Origin of the sequence: Haloferula sp. BvORR071 (genome assembly GCF_000739615.1) — a bacterium.
In the GTDB taxonomy this organism is placed as follows: domain Bacteria; phylum Verrucomicrobiota; class Verrucomicrobiia; order Verrucomicrobiales; family Akkermansiaceae; genus Haloferula.
On record NZ_BATP01000023.1, the window covers coordinates 242,866 to 260,975 of the forward strand.

13 protein-coding genes and 1 tRNA gene are annotated in these 18,110 nt (G+C 62.2%); 9 read left to right on the plus strand and 5 right to left on the minus strand.

What is annotated here, in order from left to right; genetic code table 11:
* The first annotated feature begins 38 nt into the window (after window positions 1–38).
* Window positions 39–842 (plus strand): HAD hydrolase family protein, encoded by an 804-nt coding sequence (locus tag BV071_RS12900; RefSeq protein ID WP_035607483.1) that lies wholly within the window; start codon window positions 39–41, stop codon window positions 840–842.
* Window positions 843–879: 37 nt separating this feature from the next.
* Here the strand turns inward: BV071_RS12900 and BV071_RS12905 are convergent, their stop codons facing one another.
* The 3 genes from BV071_RS12905 to glpK all read right to left on the minus strand — a co-directional run bounded on the left by BV071_RS12905 (window position 880) and on the right by glpK (window position 4,726).
* Window positions 880–1,476, minus strand: a complete 597-nt coding sequence (locus BV071_RS12905; RefSeq protein ID WP_035607486.1) for a trimeric intracellular cation channel family protein — start codon at window positions 1,474–1,476, stop codon at window positions 880–882.
* A gap of 213 nt (window positions 1,477–1,689) precedes the next feature.
* The gene (locus BV071_RS36075) at window positions 1,690–3,249 is read right to left on the minus strand and encodes a glycerol-3-phosphate dehydrogenase/oxidase (protein ID WP_035607489.1); all 1,560 of its coding nucleotides are present in this window, start codon (window positions 3,247–3,249) and stop codon (window positions 1,690–1,692) included.
* Window positions 3,236–4,726, minus strand: coding sequence for a glycerol kinase GlpK (gene glpK / locus BV071_RS12915; protein ID WP_035607491.1), 1,491 nt, complete (start codon window positions 4,724–4,726; stop codon window positions 3,236–3,238). Before glpK ends, BV071_RS36075 begins: the two co-directional genes overlap by 14 nt.
* Before the next feature lie 93 nt (window positions 4,727–4,819).
* On the opposite strand from glpK, the gene BV071_RS12920 reads away from it, so the two are divergent.
* The 6 genes from BV071_RS12920 to BV071_RS12950 all read left to right on the plus strand — a co-directional run bounded on the left by BV071_RS12920 (window position 4,820) and on the right by BV071_RS12950 (window position 12,587).
* On the plus strand, window positions 4,820–6,538 hold the full coding sequence (locus BV071_RS12920) for an ABC transporter ATP-binding protein (RefSeq protein WP_035607494.1): 1,719 nt from the start codon (window positions 4,820–4,822) through the stop codon (window positions 6,536–6,538).
* 26 nt (window positions 6,539–6,564) lie between these two features.
* The gene (locus BV071_RS12925) at window positions 6,565–6,864 is read left to right on the plus strand and encodes a hypothetical protein (protein ID WP_035607496.1); all 300 of its coding nucleotides are present in this window, start codon (window positions 6,565–6,567) and stop codon (window positions 6,862–6,864) included.
* 423 nt (window positions 6,865–7,287) lie between these two features.
* Window positions 7,288–7,362: transfer RNA gene (locus BV071_RS12930), tRNA-Gly, on the plus strand.
* Between the two features lie 1,146 nt (window positions 7,363–8,508).
* The gene (locus tag BV071_RS12940) at window positions 8,509–9,357 is read left to right on the plus strand and encodes a 50S ribosomal protein L11 methyltransferase (protein ID WP_035607504.1); all 849 of its coding nucleotides are present in this window, start codon (window positions 8,509–8,511) and stop codon (window positions 9,355–9,357) included.
* Between the two features lie 219 nt (window positions 9,358–9,576).
* Window positions 9,577–10,743, plus strand: a complete 1,167-nt coding sequence (locus BV071_RS12945) for a pyridoxal phosphate-dependent aminotransferase (protein WP_035607507.1) — start codon at window positions 9,577–9,579, stop codon at window positions 10,741–10,743.
* A gap of 251 nt (window positions 10,744–10,994) precedes the next feature.
* Entirely contained in the window at window positions 10,995–12,587 is a 1,593-nt protein-coding gene (locus BV071_RS12950; protein WP_052573284.1) for a CotH kinase family protein, read from the plus strand.
* Window positions 12,588–12,666: 79 nt separating this feature from the next.
* Here BV071_RS12950 and BV071_RS12955 read toward each other — a convergent pair whose 3' ends face one another.
* Window positions 12,667–13,410: an EI24 domain-containing protein gene (locus tag BV071_RS12955; protein ID WP_035607510.1), complete on the minus strand. Its 744-nt coding sequence runs from the start codon at window positions 13,408–13,410 to the stop codon at window positions 12,667–12,669.
* A gap of 172 nt (window positions 13,411–13,582) precedes the next feature.
* Between BV071_RS12955 and BV071_RS12960 the strand changes: the two genes are divergently transcribed.
* Together BV071_RS12960 and BV071_RS32895 are read left to right on the plus strand one after the other, a co-directional pair.
* Window positions 13,583–16,114 (plus strand): discoidin domain-containing protein, encoded by a 2,532-nt coding sequence (locus BV071_RS12960; protein WP_052573285.1) that lies wholly within the window; start codon window positions 13,583–13,585, stop codon window positions 16,112–16,114.
* A gap of 162 nt (window positions 16,115–16,276) precedes the next feature.
* On the plus strand, window positions 16,277–17,170 hold the full coding sequence (locus BV071_RS32895; RefSeq protein ID WP_052573287.1) for a TIM barrel protein: 894 nt from the start codon (window positions 16,277–16,279) through the stop codon (window positions 17,168–17,170).
* Window positions 17,171–17,177: 7 nt separating this feature from the next.
* Here BV071_RS32895 and BV071_RS12975 read toward each other — a convergent pair whose 3' ends face one another.
* Window positions 17,178–18,092 carry a LysR family transcriptional regulator gene (locus BV071_RS12975; protein ID WP_035607520.1) on the minus strand — a complete coding sequence of 305 codons (915 nt, stop codon included), beginning with the start codon at window positions 18,090–18,092 and terminating at the stop codon, window positions 17,178–17,180.
* Window positions 18,093–18,110: the final 18 nt, after the last annotated feature.

Here is an 18,110-nt window from a genome sequence, read left to right on the forward strand (position 1 = left end):
ACCCTTGACCCCGCCGTCAGCGGCGTTATCCCCGGGGCGTGCAGCCGCTCGATCCGCCAGCCAAGCCCGGAGCCATCCTCTCCTTCGATTTCGATGGCACCCTGCACCACCCGGCCGACGAGCCACCAGTAAGCCCACGCCTGTTCCGGACGTTGGAGCGCCTGCGCCGCGACGAGGGCGCCCTTTGGGGCATCAATACCGGCCGCTCCATCGCCCACGTGATCGAGGGCCTGGTGGAAAGCGGCTTTCCCTTCACCCCGGACTGGGTAGTCGCCCGCGAGCGCGAGATTTGGTTGCCGCAGCCGAATGGCCGCTGGTCGCCGTTGCAACCGTGGAACCAGTCCTGCGAGGACGAGCTCAAGTCTTTCTTCATCGAAGTCCGCAGTATTCTCGACCTGATCCGCCGCGATGTGGAGGAACACACCGGTGCCACCTGGATCGAGCAACCCGGAGACCCCGCCGGCTTGGTCGCGCGCACGGAGGAGGAGATGGCTTGGATCATGCAGCGCGTGGAATCCCACGCCAACGGCAACCCTTTCCTCGGCTGGCAGCGCAATTCCATCTGGCTGCGCTTCGGCCACAAGAAGTACCAGAAAGGTAGTAGCCTGGCGGAAGTCGCGCGCCACTTCGGTCTTGATGCCAGCAGCACCTTCGCGATCGGCGACAGCCACAACGACTTCGAGATGCTCAGCCCCGGCGCCGCCGCCATGTTCGCATGCCCGGGAAATGCTGTGGCGGACATTCGAGAGCACGTCCTCGCCGGCGGCGGCCATGCTTGCACCGCTACCCACAGCCTCGGCTGCGTGGAAGCTCTGGAGAAGTTCTTCGGCGGACCGGTGTAGGGATAGAACCCAGCGGAGGGCTAGCACTCCACATACGCTACCCCTTCGACTGGTGCACCGCATAGCGGATTGCCAGCAAACGGATCGTCACGATAAGTGCGGTGGTGACGCCCACCACCACACCCTCGGGCCAGCCTAACAGATCCATCCCGAGCAAGGCCAGCCCGCCAATGATGCTGGCCGTCGCATAGATCTCCCTCCGCAAGATCAGCGGGATCTGGTTCCGCAGCACATCGCGCAGCAGACCGCCGAAAGTCGCGGTAATCACCCCAAGCGCGAGAGAGGACCACCAGGGCAAGCCATGCGCCTGCGAGATCCGGATCCCCGTCACGGTGAAAAGGCCCAGGCCGATCGCATCAAACAGGGAGACCACCCGGTGCACCTTCTTCCACCACGCCGCACCGGCGAGCGCCGCCAGCGTCCCCGCCGTCGCCAGACCGAAGATCCGCGGATCCTTCAGGAACTGCGGCGGCACATCGCCAATCAGCACACTGCGGATCATCCCACCGCCGGCTCCGGTCAGGAAAGCCAGTACGAACATCCCGAACCAATCCATCGCCCGCTCCCGCGCCGCCAGCGCGCCGGAGAGACAGAAGACGAAGGTCCCGAGGATTTCCCAGATATCGAGCAGCACGCAGCAACACTAACAGGCCAGCGGCGGAACCTCAAGGTAGCGGAACGGCAGTCGTTTAAGGCGACTTCCGGTAGGGCTGACTTTCGGTAGGGCTGCCTGGCCTCAGGCAGCCGCGGGCGATCCGCGCGGACCTCAGCAGTCTTCTACGCTCTCGGATGATCCCCTCATCGCTCGCGGCGCGCTGAGGCCAGCTCGCCCTACCGGAAACACCCACTACCCCGTGCTCGCCGGATCCCCGAACACATACCCCCGCGCCAACGCCGTAAACTCACTCGTCTGCGTCCATTCCCACGAGCTCCCCTTCCCCAACTCCTCCGCCAAGATCCGCGCGGCCGCCGGGGCCGCAGCAATCGCCGACCGCGCATCCAGCAGCAAACACCGGCTCCGCCGCGCCAGCACATCCTCCACAGTCCGCGCCATCTCCATCCGCGCATGCCAGCGCACTTCGCCCACCGTCAACTCCAGCGCTGGATGCACCTTCTGGGTCTCGCCAAGTTCACGAATCGCGGCGGCATCGCTGCCGTAGAACCGCAAGTGCTTCTCCTCGATCAACTCGGTCGTCGCGCCATGAATCGGCAGATCCTCGGTGCGGCACGCGCGCTTCTCCAGTCCTGCAACTTGCTCGGCCCGCCCGATCACATCCTCCGCCATCTTCCGGTAGGTCGTCCACTTGCCGCCGGTGATCGTGATCAGCCCGCTCTCCGCCACCAGGATCGTATGATCGCGCGATAGGCTCGCGGTCTTCAGCCCCTCACCCGACTTCACCAGCGGCCTCAATCCCGCGAAGACACTCAGCACATCCTCCGGCCTCGGATCGCGCGTCAGATACTGCGCCGTATGGATCATGATAAAGGCGATCTCCTCCGGCAGCGCGCGCGGCTCCAGCGACCTCTCGCGCAGGGGGGTATCAGTGGTACCCACCACCACACGGTCATGCCACGGCACCGCGAAAAGCACCCGCCCATCCGCCGTGCGCGGAATCATCATCGCCGAGTCTCCCGGCAAGAAATCCTTCGGCAACACCAGGTGCACGCCCTGACTCACCGCCACGATGTCCTTCGCCTCTGGATCATCACCGCGCCGCAACTCGTCCACGAAGATTCCGGTAGCATTGATCACGCAGCGCGCACGGATCGTGAAGCGCCGCCCGGTCTCCGTGTCCTTGGCTTCAATGCCGCAGACCTTGCCCGCCTCATCCTTCACCAGCGCGGTGCACTTCACATGGTTCGCCAGCTTCGCGCCATGATCGTCCGCGCTCATCGCCAGGTGAACCGCCAGCCGCGCATCGTCGAACTGCCCGTCATGATAGATCACCCCACCTGTTAGACCATCGGGCTCGATCGTCGGAATCCGTTCCAACGTCTCTTCCCGCGACAGTCCATGGCTCGGCCCGAAACCCAGTTTCCCGGCAAGCCCATCATAGACCTTCATCCCGATCCCGTAGAAAGGCCCCTCCCACCAGTGGTAGGTCGGAATCACGAAGGCGAGATCACGCACCAAGTGCGGCGCATTCTTCGCCATCCGCCCGCGCTCATGCAGGGCATCCATCACCAGCGGGATGTTTCCCTGCTTGAGATAGCGCACGCCGCCGTGCACCAGCTTCGTCGACCGCGAGGAAGTGCCCTTCGCGAAATCTTCCTGCTCCACCAGCGCCACCCGGTGCCCGCGCGATGCAGCATCCACCGCCGCGCCCAGCCCACTGGCGCCGCCGCCCACGATGCAAATATCGAAGTCTCCCGACTCCAAGGCGGCGAGATGCTCAGTTCGCGTCATCATCGGCCCATCCTTTCGAGCGCTCCACCGCCCTGTGCCAGCCCTTCATCAGGGCTTCCATCTCAGCCTTCGCACGCTGCGGCCGGAACTCCATGCCCGTTTCGTTCCGCGCAGCCAGCTCCGCCCGGTCATGCCAATATCCCACTCCCAAGCCAGCCAACCACGCCGCGCCCTTCGCCGTGCTCTCGATGTCCCGCGGCCGCATCACTTCCACGCCTAACAGATCCGCCTGGAACTGCATCAGCAGCTCACTCCGCGCTGCGCCGCCGTCCACTTGCAGTCGCTGTAGTGGGATGCCGCTGTCCTTCACCATGCATTCCGCCAGCTCCGCGCTTTGGAAGGCAATCGACTCCAGCGCGGCCCGACAGAAGTGCGCGCGGTTCGTCCCGCGCGTCATGCCGATCGCCATGCCCCTTGCGTAAGGGTCCCAGTGCGGCGCTCCCAGCCCCGCGAATGCCGGCACGAAATAGACCCCGCCGCTGTCCGCCACTGTCGCCGCTACCGTCTCACACTCCTCCGCGGTCCGAATCAGTTGCAGGTCATCGCGCAACCACTTCACCACCGCACCGCCGATGAAGACGGAGCCCTCCAAGGCATAAACCGTCTCACCAGCGATCCTCCAAGCCACCGTCGTCAAAAGATCGTTCCGCGACACCACCGCCTCCGCCCCGGTATTCATCAGCATGAAGCAACCGGTCCCATAGGTATTCTTCGCCGTTCCCGCACTGAAGCATCCCTGCCCGAACAAAGCCGCCTGTTGGTCCCCCGCGATCCCCGCAATCGGAATTCCCTCCTGCGACTCCCCGAAGATCCCACTGCTGTCCTTCACCTCCGGCAGCATCGAGCGCGGAATCCCCAGAATCCCGAGCAACTCATCATCCCAGTCGCCCTTGTGAATATCATAGAGCAGCGTCCGCGAGGCGTTGCTCGCATCCGTGGCATGCACGGTCCTTCCGCTCAGCCGCCACAGTAGCCAGCTGTCCACCGTGCCAAACATCAGCTTTCCCGCCTCCGCCCGGCTGCGCGCATGCGCGACATTTTCCAGGATCCAGCGGATCTTCGTCCCGGAAAAATACGGATCCAACCGCAAGCCGGTTCGCTGCACGAATAGCTCTTCCACGCCCTCCTCCTTCAGCCGCGCGCACTCGCCCGCCGTCCTCCGGTCCTGCCACACGATCGCATTATAAACCGGCTTCCCGGTCTCCCGGTCCCACACCAGCGTTGTCTCCCGCTGGTTCGCGATCCCGATCGCCGCGATGTCCTGCGGCATCAGGTCCGCCTTGCCCATCGCATCCACCGCCGTTGACCACTGGCTCGCCCAGATCGCCAGCGGATCGTGCTCCACATGCCCCGGCCGCGGATAGTGCTGAGGATACTCCTTCTGGCTTACGGCAACCTGCCGGCACTCGTGGTCGTATACAATCGCGCGCGACGAGGTAGTCCCCTGGTCAAGCGCGAGGATGTGGGTCCGGGGCATTTTCGGGTTTCTCCTTCTTCCTAACACGGATCGGCGGAAACGCGAAGCATCTTCCTTGCATCATCCCAGTTCCACGCCCTTTTTGTCGGCACCATGGCCGTCCTCAAACGCGTCTTCCAACTCGTCCTCCATTACCCCGGACGCGCCTCCACCTCGCTACTGATGGCAGTCCTCTGCACGGTGCTGGTGCTGGTCCTGCCCACGGTAACCCAGGTAATGGTCACTGAGGTCATGGACAAGGGGCGCCAGGACCTGCTCTTCAAGACCGCCGCCATGGGCATCGGTGCCATCTTCCTGCGCCAGGTCCTCTTCACCCTCCGCACCTATGGCAACAACGTCCTCGAGCAGCGCCTGATCCACGATCTGCGTCGCAAGTTGTACGACAAGCTCCAGCGCCTGCCGATCAAATGGTTCGATTCGAACTCTTCCGGCGAGATCATGTCGCGCGTCGCCAGTGACGTCCCTTCCACCGACCGCATGATCGTGGAGACCATCGACCAGGCCATCCCCGCGGTCCTGCAATTCCTGATCATGGCCGGCTGGATGTTCTACAACAGTTGGGAGCTTGCCTTGGTGACCCTCGCTCCGCTGCCAATCATCGGTCTGATCACCACGATCTACTCGAAGCGCGCGGAGCCACGCTGGCGCGAATCTTCCGAAGCCTCCGCAGCGCTCAATGCACTGCTGCATGACAACCTCGCCGGCATCCGCCAGATCAAGGCCTACACCGTGGAGCCCGAAGCACTCGACCGCTTCGATGCCGCGAGCAAACACGTCGGCGAGAAGCACATGCGCGTGATGAAAGGCCAGGCTCTCGTCTGGCCCGGCGTCTCGCTGCTCGCGGAGTCCGGCATCATCCTCATGCTCGGCTGTGGTGCCTATTGGGTGCTGCAGGGCAAGATGGACAAGGGCACCCCCATGGCCTTCCTGGTGGCATGGGGCTTCCTCTTCGATCCGATCTCGCGGATCAATACCCTCACCCAGCTCTATGTCGGAGGCAAGGTCGCAGCCAAGCGCGTCTTCGACATCCTCGATCTGCCGGATGAGGTCAATCTCACCGAAGGCCTGCGCCCCGCCGTCTTCAAGGGCAAGGTCACTTTCGAAAACGCCGGCTTCTCCTACGATCCCGATTCTCCCGCTGTGGAAGGCATCTCACTGGTCGCCGAGCCCGGCATGACCGTCGCCCTCGTCGGCCCCACCGGTGCCGGCAAGTCCACCGTGCTGAATCTGCTGACACGCTTCTACGAAACCAACAAGGGCCGCATTCTGCTCGATGACCATCCCATCGAAGACCTTTCGAAAGAATGGCTGCGCGACCACACCGGCTACGTCACCCAGGAAAGCTTCCTCTTCAATACCAGCCTCCGCGACAACCTCCGCCTCGCAAAACCAGACGCTACCGACGACGAAATCTGGGCCGCGCTCGACAGCGCGAATGCGTCACCATTCGTCAGGGAATTGCCGGAGATGCTTGATACCGTCGCGGGGGAGCGCGGCGTGCGCTTCTCCGGTGGCGAGAAGCAGCGCCTCTCCATAGCAAGAGCTTTGCTCAAGAACCCGCCGCTACTCTTGTTAGACGAAGCGACCTCCGCGCTCGACAATACCACCGAGCGCCTGGTGCAAGACGCCTTGGAAAACCTCCGCGCCGACCGCACTTCCTTCGTCATCGCCCACCGCCTCTCCACCGTCCGCAAAGCAAATCTGATCTGTGTCTTGCAAGACGGAAAATTGGTCGAATCCGGGAAGCACGAAGAATTACTAGCAAGAGGCGGCTTGTATTCGAGGCTATGCGAAGCTTCCATTCGTGAATAAGCTTCAGCAAGCTTCCCGCCCGCCACATGGAAACTGTCCTGCAACTGCCCGAGTCCGAAGATCCCTGCACCGTCAAAGAAGTCGTAGAGGCTCTTCGAAAGGAGAAACTCTTCCCGCGCCACGAATCGAAGAACTGGGGTGATTGGATCCACCTCGAAGGTTATCGCACCGTGATCAGTATCGAATCGATGCGCGGCCTTACCAGCTCCGCTACCATCGAGCATGCCGACGACGACGGCGATGAACTGACTCCCGCCATCTTCCGCGCCTTCGGCCGCCTGAATTGGATCGGCATCGGCGAAGACGGCGAGTTCACTTTGGATTGATCGATTCGATTCGCCCCGCAAGGGATCAACAAAAGACTCAGCCTCCCGACAAGCTGAGCCCGCGGCTCCGCGGCACAACGAAGGCGTGCACCAGCACGCCTTTCTTTTTGGGCATGCTGCGCCATGTGGCGAATGGCACCCACTCAAGGCGAGGTTCCGGTTTGCCCACGGCGCCAGGAACATCGCTCCACGCCATTCACAAGCTGCCACAGCTTTCGGAAGCAGCCTGCACCCCTTGAATGCGAGCCTCACTCCAAAGCGGTGACGCGCTTCCACATCCCACCTTCCCTACCCGATTTCTCACCGGCAAGACGCCCGGGAAGCCCTTCTTCCCCGCCTCATGAAAATTCTCGAAACTTTAATGCTACTTTTCTCTTGCCCCTCGTCGGTCCCCGTGTAGAAACCGCGCACGCGTTTCGCGACGCGGGCGTAGCTCAGTGGTAGAGCGCCACCTTGCCAAGGTGGATGTCGTGAGTTCGAATCTCATCGCCCGCTCCATTCCTTTCAGAATCAGGCCCTCGCAAGAGGGCCTTTTTCGTGTCCGGATCGCTCCTACTCCGGCGCGGCACCCACCTGCCCTCCATTTGCGGCCGGGCCGCTTTCGGAGTGCTGCGAGCGTCGCAGCCTTTTGCCCGAGGTCTCGCATCAGAGCGCCACACCAATTCCAGGCAAGGTCCCCCACCGCGACTCCTACCCGCCCTCCTCAACCAAGGAGCTATCGCGGCCCATCAGGCAGCGCGCGGCTCTCCAAGCCCACAAAGCCCTCTCCCGACCTCCTCTGCCCCCCTTCTTCCCGCTCTTCCGCGACGCCACAGGGCCCGCCACCAATCGGCAGGCGCCCAAGCTCCACCTTCCCCAACCCAAACATAACAACAACATATCCTAAATTTTGCGGACAAGCTTCCGCCAATCCGGCTCAAAATCCCTAACAAAACTTTACTTTAAATCACCGCCTCCCTACTCGCATCGGCATTCCGTTCACCCGGCGATTGAAAAACGACACACCGATTCATCCTATCTCGGCACTGCTGATGCGACACCGGGAACAGTTACCATCCCGAGTTTGAGCCCATCGCCCCAGCCGCCAAGCAGCTGACTTTTCCCCTGGATTGTCTGGGATGGGCGGGGAGGTCCCCCACAAAAAGATCGAGAGGTCCCCTACTGCCAGGGTTGAGAGACTGGCAAGGACCTCCTGATTCACGACCTCCCCGCCCAAACTTTTCCCGCAAGGCTCCGCTCAAAATTCCCCGGCAGGTCAGGCCTCGCAGCAGTTCGCGCCTTCTCCGGTTAGAGAAGCACCCGCTGATCTAACAGTCCGCAAATCCCACCGCGCGCCGTGTCGGTAAAACACCTTAAGTAAATCCCCCCGTCTTCCTGAATTTGCGCGAATGGGGAACTTGCACGATACTGAATCAAATGCGGAAACGCATGGCGCCCGCGGTTTGGGAGGGCTGCGGGCGCCCCTTTTCATTTTCCAGCTGTTCGTGAAGTTTCACGGAATGGTTTGTGCACCCGAGCCCGCGGTCAGCAATGGCCGCGGGCTCATTTCGTTTCGCCTGCGGCATTCCCCCAAGCAAGACAGGTCACCGGCGCTCTGAAAATGAAACTTGGACTCGGCTGCGCGGATTTCTACACCTTCCCGCCATGTTCGTCTGGTCGAAGCTCTCCGCCTCCAAGTGGCTCGATGCTTGGGAAGATCGTTTCCACGGCAACCCCAACTTCGTCCTCCACGTCATCAAGGGCGGCAAGTCGGTGCGCGTGGAAGTTTTCTGCGCCACCAAATCGGAGGGCGAAGCCATCGCCAAGCAGTTCGGTGGCACCGTCCGCAAGCTGTCCAGCGATTGGAAGAACGCCTCCCCCGTGATCCCGCCACCGCTCAAGGTCCGTGATGCTCTGGTGGTCACCCAGCTCTCCTCCGCCAAGGATCTCAAGCAGCTCGCCAAGGACCATCCCGGCCGCGACATCATCAGCATCCCGCCGGAAATGGCCTTCGGCACCGGTGACCACGCCACCACTTCCACCTGCCTGCGCTTCCTCGTCGATATCGGCCGCTCGCGCGAAGCGGGCTGGAGTTGCGCCGATCTCGGCTCCGGCTCGGGCCTGCTCGCCATTGCCGCCAAGAAGCTTGGTGCCGGTGAAACCTTCGCCTGCGACTACGACCCCTTCGCGGTGACGGTGGCAGAGCGCAATTTCGAGCGCAACGGCACCCCGGGCATCGAGGCCAAGGAACTCGACATCCTGAAGTGGAAGCCACGCAAAAAATACGACGTGGTCCTGGCCAACATCTTTTCCACGGTCCTGATCCAAGCCTTCCCGGTCATCATCAAGACCCTCAAGCCGAAGGGCGAGATCGTCCTCTCCGGCATCCTCGCCAGCCAAGCTTGGGACGTCTTCACCGCCGCCGCCAGCCACGGCCTCGGCTTCCCGGAAGTTGTCAAAAAAGGCAAATGGGTCACCGCACGGGGCGGCTGGATGAATGACCTGACTGCCTGAGTCATGGCTCATTGGTCATGAGTCATTGGGAAACAGGCAGAAAACGATGCTTTTTGCCTTCCCCCCAATGGCCAATGACTTCTGACGATTGACCCATAGCATTTCACTTGCGCCGGGCCGCTGGTCCGGGCAGAAAAGCCCCCCGCTCCACCGGGGGCTGCGCGACATCACCGTTGCTCCGGTCTCCGGAGGGCGTGAACCACCATACCGCGCGCTTCCATGGACAGCATTTCATCCCGAATTCTCGAGGTCACCCCGTCACTCACCCTCGCGGTCACCAATCAGACCAAGGCCTTGATCGCCAAGGGCGAAGAGGTCTACGGCCTCGCCGGTGGCGAACCGGAGGTGGACACCCCGCAGCACATCAAGGACGCGGCAATCGCCGCGCTGCAGGCAGGCAAGACGAAGTACACCCCTGCCAACGGCATCCCGGAGCTTCGCGACGCCCTGGCCGCCAAGTTCATCGCCGACAACAACGTCTCCTACGACGCGAAGCAGATCTGCGTGAGCGCCGGTGCCAAGATGGCTTGCTACAATGCCATCCTCGCCGTGGTGGAAGAAGGCGATGAAGTGATCATCCCGACCCCTTACTGGGTGAGCTACCCGGAGATGGTCCGCCTCGCGGGCGGCAAGCCGGTGCTGGTGGAGACCAAGGAGTCCAACGGCTGGAAGATGACCGCCGAGCAATTCGAGGCCGCCATGACCCCGGCGACCAAGATGGTCATCCTCAATACGCCCTCCAATCCGACCGGCGCGGTCTACACCGAGCAGGAGCTGCGCGACATCGGCGAAGTCGCCCTGTCTGAGGACATCATCATCCTCTCCGACGAAATTTACGAGAAGCTGGTCTACGGCGATAACAAGCACGTCTCGATCGCTTCCCTGAGCCAGGAGCTCTACGACCTGACGATCACCGTCAATGGCTTCTCCAAGGCCTACTCGATGACTGGCTGGCGCCTCGGCTACACCGCCGCTCCGAAGCCGCTGGCGGAGGCGATCGACAAGATCGCGAGCCACACGGTCTCGAATGCCACCACCTTCGCCCAATACGGTGCGGTGGCCGCGCTCCAAGGTGACCAAACCTTCATCAGCGACCTGCGCGACGAGTACGACGTGAAGCGCCAGTTCATGTTCCAGCGCCTCAAGGCGATCCACAACATCCGTGTGGTGGAGCCGAAGGGTGCCTTCTACTTCTTCGTCTACACCGGCCAGCTGGGCCTGAAGTCGACGAACCTGACCGACAAGCTGCTCAGCCGCTACAAGGTGGCCGCGGTTCCGGGCATCGCCTTCGGCTACGACGACGGCATCCGCATGAGCTACTGCACCACGCTGGACGTGCTCAACGAGGGTCTGACCCGCTTCGAGCAGTTCTGCCGCGAGCACTAAATCCATCAGGGCCTTTCCGCTTCCAAAAAGCCCGGTTCCAGCGATGGGACCGGGCTTTTTTTGGCTTTGTCGGCGAAACTTTTGGCCGGGCCGGGCGTTTCACCCGCAGCTTCCGTCCTCCGAGGCAACGACCCCTGTGTTGTCTCATGAAATACATACCCTCTGTTGCGTCACTCTCAGTTCTTCTCGTTCTTCCCGCACTTGCCCAGCAGCCGCCGCCCGGAAATGGAAACTTCCCCGGTGGACCGCCGATGCAGTCCGAGCGCAAGTTGCTCGCCGACTTTGACAAGGACGGTAACAAGCAATTGAACCAAGAGGAGCGCGCTGCGGCCCGCGAGTTCCTGAAGGCCAATCCGGCCCAGCAGCGCGGCGGCTTCCCCGGTGGTCCGGGTGGTGGCGGCAGACGTGGTCCGGGCGGATTCGGTCCACGCGGCGGTGCTGAGGAGACTCCGGCGACTCCCGGAGTGAAGATCTCGCCGTCTGAGGTTTCACCGGCCGGCAGCTCCGATCTCTATGCCGAGGATACCTTGCGGACCTTGTTCCTTGATTTCGAGAATGCCGATTGGGAGAAGGAGTTGGAGGACTTCCACGGCACCGATGTGGAGGTCCCGGCGACGCTCACGGTGGACGGCAAGAAGTACCCCGGCGTGGGCGTCCACTTCCGCGGGATGTCCAGCTACATGATGGTCTCCGCCGGCCACAAGCGCTCGCTGAATGTCTCGCTCGATTTCAGCGACAAGAAGCAAAAGCTGGACGGATACAAGACGCTCAACCTGCTGAATTCCCACGAGGACGGCAGCTTCCTGAGCGCGGTGCTGTATTCGCACATCGCCCGCCAGCACATCGCCGCGCCGAAGGCGAACTTGGTGCGGGTGGTGATCAATGGCGAGAACTGGGGCGTCTATGTGAACCAGGAACAGTTCAACAAGGACTTCATCCAGGAGAACTTCCGCAGCAACAAGGGCGCGCGCTGGAAGGTCCGTGGGTCCCCAAACGGCCGTGGCGGCCTCGACTACGCCGGTGAGGATCTGGCGGTCTACAAGGAGCGCTACGACATGAAGGACGGCACGGACGAGGACTGGCAGGCGCTGATCAAGCTCTGCAAAACGCTCTCGCAGACGCCGGCCGGGGAGCTCGAGGCAGCAGTCGCGCCGATGCTGGATATCGACAGCGTGCTGTGGTTCCTGGCGCTGGATTGCGGGCTGATCAATGGCGACGGCTACTGGACCCGCGCCAGCGACTTCAGCCTGTATCGCGACACAGATGGCCGCTTCCACCTGATCCCCGGGGATATGAATGAAGCCTTCAGGCCCTCCGGTGGCGGACCGGGCTTTGGACCCCGGGGAGGCGGCGGTGATCGCGGCGGATTCGGCCCTCCGGGAGGCGAAGGCCGGCCCGAAGGTGGCCAGCCGCGGCCTGAAGGTCCGGGCCAGCAAGGCCCGGGTGCGGGTGGCGGCAATCGCGGTGGCGAAGGTGTGAAGCTCGATCCCCTCACCGGGATGGACAACGAGCGCACTCCGCTGCGCTCGAAGCTGCTCGCCGTGCCTGCCTTGAAAGCCCGCTATCTGGAGAAGGTCCGGACGATCGCCCAAGAGAATCTCGATTGGAGCAAGCTGGGGCCGGTGGTCGCAAAGTACCGTGAGCTGGCTGGCAAGGAGATCGCGGCGGATACACGGAAGCTCTCCAGCACCGAGGAGTTTGAGAAGCTGACCGCGGATCAGCCGGCGGCAGCTAGCGGCGAGGAAGCACCGCGTGGCTTCGGGCCGTCGAGCATGGCGCTGCGGACCTTCGCGGACCAGCGCCGGGCGTACTTGCTTTCGGCCACCGCGGCCAAGAAGGAGTAGGAATCACGACAATTCCTCCAAAACCAAAGGAAGCCCGGGACAGTGGTTCCGGGCTTTCCTATTTCTGGCGTGCCGCCGTTCAAGCTTCGTCGGGCAGCATCGGCGGGCTCGCGGGCTGGGGATCGTTGGATTCGAGGTAAACGAGGGTGCCGGCGACGACGAAGACGGGCATCAAGAGGACATTGAGGAAGGGCACGATGGCAGCGAGGGCGATGATTGAGCCGAGGCCGAACATCGCGCCGCGCTGGCGACGGGCGAGGGCGAGGCGCTCGCGCAGGCGGCCAGCGGGGATGGTGGTGAAGGAGAAGCCCATGGCGAAGGCGCTCCAAGCGAAGACGATCAGAGGTCCGAGTGCAGGGACGAAGCCGACCAGCAGCACCGGCAGGGTGATCATGATCAGCACCAAGGACTGGATGGCACCGCGCAGGATGCCTCTCGCGAAACCGCGGAAGCCTACCGGAGGCTTCGGGCCGCCGCCATGGCGTTCGCGTTCGACCGCGGCGGAGATGAAGTCCTGGAAAGGGCCCGAAAGGGCGAGGAACATCCAGGCGAAGGCCCAGCCTAACAGAAGCACGACCGCGACACCCCCGAAGATGTTCGCGGCGCTGGTCAACCACTGGGCGTAGCCGCGACCGCTGAGGAATTCCTCGATCTTCGCGTGCATCCAGCCGAAGGCGAAGTAGAAGGCGACCGCGTCGAGGATCAGCGTCAAGATGAGGGGCGGCAGCATCCAAAGAAGGATCTGCGGGCGGCGCAGGAGGATGCCGAAGGCGGTGGGCACCGACTTGAAGCCATGAACGACGCCGAGACTGGGAGAGATCACAATGGGAACGCTTCTGTGATCGGGTGCAGGGAGTCAAGTAAACCGCTCTCCGGAAGACGGTGCCCGGAGAGGCGGATTTGAAATCTGAAATTCGGAATTTGAGATTTCAAATGGGAAGCGGTGGCAGAGTTCGTGGTTTGATGTTCGCGGTTTGGGGTTCAGATTTGAGGACATGTGGCGTTCGCTTCTCGTCCTCGCATTGGTGCCGGCCTGCTTGAATGGGCAGATTCTCGACAAGCAAGCACTGCTGGCGAAGCAGAGCTTTTGGGCGAACAAGGACTTCGAGTGGTATAAGAAGAATATTCCCTTCTTCGAGTGCCCGGACGAGGAGATCAACACGACCTACTACTACCGCTGGGAGCTGGTGACGAAGCACCTGACCTATGGCTCGCCGGATACGGGCTATGTGTTCACGGAATTTGCCAACCGGCCCTTCTGGTCGGGGGCCTATGGGGCGATCTCCTGTCCATCGGGGCACCAGATCAATGAGGTCCGCTGGCTGAAGGATCCACGCTATGTGCGCGATTTCACCCGCTACTGGTTCAAGACGCCGGGGGCGGAGCCGCGGAAGTATTCGAGCTGGCTGGCGGAGTCGACTTGGGCGGCGCATTTGGTGCATCCGGACAAGGCATTCACCACCGGACTACTGCCGGATCTTGTGAAGAGCTACGAAGAGTGGAGCAAGCGCCAGTGGGTGGCGGAGAAGAGCCTCTTCTGGCAGAGCGGCCACGACGATGGGATGGAGTACAACATCAACAGCCGGCAATCGAAAGACATCGTCCGCGGCGAGCGCGGTTTGCGACCGTCCTTCAACACCTACATGTGGGCGGATGCGCAATCGATCGCCCGAATCGCGGATCTAGCAGGTGATACCAAAACTGCCGCCGACTACCGGACGAAAGCCGACTCTCTCAAGAAGCAGGTGCAGACTCTGCTGTGGGACCCGAAGCGCGAGTTCTTCTTCCCCATGGCCTCGCGCGACGAGACGGATGCCGAGGGCAATGTGGTGAAGGCATTCACGCTGACCTATCAATCGGGGAAGCATGCGGGAGACATCCACGGCCGCGAGGAGCATGGCTACGTGCCGTGGGCCTTCAACCTGCCGGACCCGGGCTTCGAGGCCGCGTGGAAGTTCCTGATGGATGGCGACTATTTCAAGGCGCCCTTCGGGCCCACGACGGTGGAGCGGTATGATCCGATGTTCGCACTGAAGAACACCTGCTGCTGGTGGAGCGGTCAGTCCTGGCCCTTTGCCACCACGCAGACGCTGAAGGGACTCGCGAACCTATTGCAGAACTACGACCAGAAGGCGGTCAGCCGCGACGACTACAACACGCTGCTGCACACCTATGCGATTTCCCATCGCAAGAACGGGAAGCCCTACATCGCGGAAGGCTTGAATCCCGATACCGGCTCATGGGAAGGCCACGACGCGCAGGACCATAGCGAGAATTATTTCCACTCGGGCTTCACGGATTTGATCATCACCGGCCTGGTCGGCATCAAGCCGATGGATGACGAAAACCTGGTGATCGATCCGCTTGCTTCATCGAAGTGGGATTACTTCGCACTTGATGAGGTGCCATATCGCGGTCACTTGCTGTCGATTCTTTGGGATCGGGACGGCAGCCGCTATCACAAGGGCAAGGGCCTGCAGATCTTCGTAGACGGCCAGGCAGCGGCACAGTCGGATGAACTGCACAAGCTGACTGCACGGCTGCCGGAGTTCGATGCGAGCAAGACGCCGATGCCGCGTCCACTGCTGGTGAACCATGCAGTGAACAACGATGGGAATGCCTTCCCGCGCTTCAGCGCCTCCTTCACAGCGGAAGGTAGCGCTACCAGCAAGCTGGGCGACGGCGGCTACAGCTACGAGGTACATCCGGCGGACCGCTGGACAAGCGCAGGCTCGAAGTCGGAGAGCGATTGGGTGGCGGTCGATTTCGGGATGCCGCGGACGGCAAGCCACGTAAAACTCTATGTGCTGGATGACGGAGCCGGCAGCGGCATCACCGCGCCTGCGAGCATCGATATCGAGACCCGGACCGGCACGGAGTGGCATCCGGTGATCACCAAAGATTCGCCGCTGCCGCCGCGGGGTGGCACGCCTTACGTGCTGAGCCTGCCGGAGAATCCAATCGAGGGTATCCGTGCAACCCTGCACCACTCGGGGATGAGCCGCTCGGGACTGACGGAATTCGAGGCATGGGGGCCTTCGCCGCTGCCTTATCCGCTTGCGCCGCCGTCACCGGGGAATCTGGCCTTCAATCCGCGCGGGGAAGGATTCCCGAAGGCGAGTGCTTCATTCTCGGATCGCTTCGGAGGAGCTCCTACGAAAGCCTTCGATGGGAAGGTGGTATTTGACCCGAATCCGATGAACCGCTGGACCAGCTATGAGTCGGGCAAGCCAACGGATTGGCTGGAGCTGGAGTTTGAGAAGGAGACGAAGATGGGGCGCGTGACTCTGGACATCTATGATGACAAGGGCGGGGTGCAGGCACCGGCTGCGTATACGATCGAAACGTGGCAGGGGGACAAGTGGACCGAAGTGGCGGGGCAGAAGAAGGAGCCGGAGAAGCCCTTGGGAGGGGCGACAAATACCGTGACCTTTCCGCAAGTGAGCACGAAAAAGGTGAGAGTGGTATTTACGAATCGTGGGCAGGCGAAGAGCGGGGTAACGGAGATGGGGGTGTTTGCGGAGTGAGGGTGAGGGTTGGTTTCAACCGCGAAAACGCCGAAAGGCGCGGAATTTGAACAGCCGGAAAAGCAAACCGCGGAATACCCGGAATACACGGAAGGGAGACGCTCGTCAGGCGCTCACACTTGGAGATTGAAAGCCGGGGAGCTCCCTTCACGTTGGGAGAGCATGCACCGACGCCAGTTTATCGAACGCTCCGCTTTGACCCTTGCAGCTTCCTCCATTTCTCTGTCTTCAGCGTCGGCTGCGGAGGAGGCGGCTGGCACCTCGCGACCGCGCCTGGTGTTCACCAAGGGATTGGAGAAGGTGCCCTTTGATGAGCTGGCGGAGAAGGTTGCGGCGATGGGGGCGACCGGCCTTGAAGCGCCGATCCGGAAGGGCGGGCACATCGAACCGGAGCAGGCGCCGGACAAGCTGCCGGAGTTCGTGGCGGCCCTGAAGAAGCAGAAGCTGGAGCTGACGATCCTGACCTCCGACATCACCAAGGCGGACAAAGCAACGGAGACGCTGCTGCGGGCGGCGATCGCCCAGGGAGTGAAGCGCTATCGGCTAGGGCCCTACTTTTATGATCTGAAGAAGGCGATTGCGCCGCAGGTGGAAGAAGTGCGGGCGAAGCTGAAGGATCTGGCAGCAATGAACAAGGAGCTGGGAATCCAGGGACAGTTCCAGAATCACCGAGGGAACAACCGGGTGGGCTCACCACTGTGGGATTTGATCGAGGCACTGGGGGGGATCGATCCGGCGCAACTGGGGATCGCCTTCGACTTCGCGCACGCGACGGTGGAAGGCCAGAATGCCTGGGAGCTGAATTTGCGGCGAGCGCTGCCCCATGTCGTTGCGGTGTATTTCAAGGACTACAAGCTGGAGGGCCGCGAGTGGATGCCTTGTCCGCTGGGTGAGGGCTGTGTGACGGACAAGTCGGCAGCGCTGGTGAAGCAGATTTTGCCGGCGGATATCCCGGCCTCCTTGCATGTGGAGTACATCGAGGGAAAGGACACGGTGCCGCGGACTCTCGAGGCGATGAAGAAGGATCTGGCCACCGTGAAGGGATGGTTGGGATAGCAGTGCTTCACTTCACTGGCTCGATTCGCTTCAGGGTCGAGAAGCTGATGCGGCGCATGGTGTCCAGAAACTCCACCATGTACACTGCGGATGCTTTCTCCGAGGTAGTGGCTGCATAGAGATTCGCAAAGAGGCCTGACTTTCGGATTGGCCGCGAGGCGACGTAGTCCTTGTCGAGGTAAGGCTGGACCGCCCAGCCGGGCATGGCAGCAATGGCGCGGTGGCTGGCGACGAGCTGGAGAATCGCCACGGTGAGTTCGGTCTTGCGACGCGGTGGCTCGATCTTCGCGGGGAGCAACACTTCCCGGATCACATCGATCCGGTCATCGGGGATCGGGTAAGTGACCAAGGTCTCCTTCGCGAAGTCCTTCGCGGTGAGATATTCCTTCTGCGTGTAGGGATGTTTCTGAGCCAGGAGAGCGAGGACCTCATAGCGGAAGAGCGGATGGAAGGTGACGCCCGCGCGAGGCTTGGCCTGCGACACGATCACGAGGTCCGCGGCATCTTCCGCCAGCAGGCCCACCGGGTCGGGCTGGAATCCGGAGACAAGATCCATTTCCACCTCCGGCCAGCCTTCGCGGAAGGCATCCATGCTCGGCATGAGCCAGTCGAAGCATGAGTGGCACTCCACCGCGATGCGGAGCTGGCCGGCCTTGCCATCGGCAATCCGCGCGACGTCGCGCTCGCACTGCATCACTTGCTTCTCCACATCATAGGCGGTGCTGAGAAGACGCTCTCCTGCCGGGCTGAGTCGCAGCGGGCTACTCTTGCGCTGGAAAAGTTCGACCCCGAGGTAGTCCTCGATCGCCTTCATCTGGTGAGACAAGGCGGGCTGGGAAAGATTCAGACGTTTGCCCGCTTTCGAGATGCTTCCCGTCTCAGCGATGGCGACGACGGTGCGGAGATGGCGCAGCTCAAGCATGGGGCGAAGTCATCATTC

What these genes read in the sequence shown, in the direction of transcription:
- glpK (WP_035607491.1), bottom strand. Translation starts at nt 4,726, where the DNA reads ATGCCCCGGACCCACATCCTCGCGCTTGACCAGGGGACTACCTCGTCG.
- BV071_RS12950 (WP_052573284.1), top strand. Translation starts at nt 10,995, where the DNA reads ATGCAGTCCGAGCGCAAGTTGCTCGCCGACTTTGACAAGGACGGTAAC.
- BV071_RS32895 (WP_052573287.1), top strand. Translation starts at nt 16,277, where the DNA reads ATGCACCGACGCCAGTTTATCGAACGCTCCGCTTTGACCCTTGCAGCT.
- BV071_RS12960 (WP_052573285.1), top strand. Translation starts at nt 13,583, where the DNA reads ATGTGGCGTTCGCTTCTCGTCCTCGCATTGGTGCCGGCCTGCTTGAAT.
- BV071_RS12925 (WP_035607496.1), top strand. Translation starts at nt 6,565, where the DNA reads ATGGAAACTGTCCTGCAACTGCCCGAGTCCGAAGATCCCTGCACCGTC.
- BV071_RS36075 (WP_035607489.1), bottom strand. Translation starts at nt 3,249, where the DNA reads ATGACGCGAACTGAGCATCTCGCCGCCTTGGAGTCGGGAGACTTCGAT.
- BV071_RS12920 (WP_035607494.1), top strand. Translation starts at nt 4,820, where the DNA reads ATGGCCGTCCTCAAACGCGTCTTCCAACTCGTCCTCCATTACCCCGGA.
- BV071_RS12940 (WP_035607504.1), top strand. Translation starts at nt 8,509, where the DNA reads ATGTTCGTCTGGTCGAAGCTCTCCGCCTCCAAGTGGCTCGATGCTTGG.
- BV071_RS12975 (WP_035607520.1), bottom strand. Translation starts at nt 18,092, where the DNA reads ATGCTTGAGCTGCGCCATCTCCGCACCGTCGTCGCCATCGCTGAGACG.
- BV071_RS12945 (WP_035607507.1), top strand. Translation starts at nt 9,577, where the DNA reads ATGGACAGCATTTCATCCCGAATTCTCGAGGTCACCCCGTCACTCACC.